Origin of the sequence: Roseisolibacter sp. H3M3-2 (assembly GCF_029211165.1) — a bacterium.
Lineage (GTDB): Bacteria > Gemmatimonadota > Gemmatimonadetes > Gemmatimonadales > Gemmatimonadaceae > Roseisolibacter.
This window is the reverse complement of the sequence record NZ_JARGEK010000796.1, coordinates 1-555: the sequence shown is the minus strand read 5'-3', so window position 1 is coordinate 555 and position 555 is coordinate 1. Positions and strand designations below refer to the sequence as shown.

General features: G+C 78.2%; 2 protein-coding genes. Both read left to right on the top strand.

Annotation, left to right across the window (positions count from 1 at the left end):
• Positions 1-303 (top strand): PadR family transcriptional regulator (locus tag PYV61_RS26460; protein WP_275836880.1); only part of this gene is annotated, 303 nt, incomplete at its 5' end.
• A partial coding sequence (locus PYV61_RS26455; RefSeq protein ID WP_275836879.1) for a permease prefix domain 1-containing protein occupies positions 300-555 on the top strand: 256 nt, incomplete at its 3' end. The genes PYV61_RS26460 and PYV61_RS26455, both read left to right, overlap by 4 nt.

Genomic DNA, 555 nt, shown 5'->3' with positions numbered 1-555 from the left:
AAGACCCTCTCCTGGGGCCCGCGCCACGGCTACGCCGTCGCGCGCTGGATCCACCAGGTCTCCGACGACGTGCTGCGCGTCGAGGAGGGGGCGCTCTACCCCGCCCTCCACCGCCTGGAGCGGCGCGGCTGGATCGCCAGCGAGTGGGGGCTCTCGGAGAACAACCGGCGCGCCAAGTACTACCAGCTCACCCGCGAGGGGCGCCAGCAGCTCGGCGCCAAGAGCACGAGCTGGGCGCGCTACGCCGCCGCCGTCGGGCGCGTGCTGGCGGTCGCCGACGCCGCCGACGGGGGCCCCGCATGACGCCCGGCGGCCTGCGCCGCTTCCCGGGGGTGCGCCGGCTCTTCCGCCTGCCGGGCGCCGAGCGCGACGTCGGCGCCGCGGTGGACGAGGAGCTGGCGTTCCACGTCGACATGGCCGCCGCGGAGCTGGTCGCGGCCGGCCGCGCGCCCGACGAGGCGCGCGCCGAGGCGCTCGCGCGCTTCGGCGACCTCGCGGCGGTGCGCGCGCGCTGCCACGACATCTCCTCCCACCGCGAGACCGCGATGCGCCGCC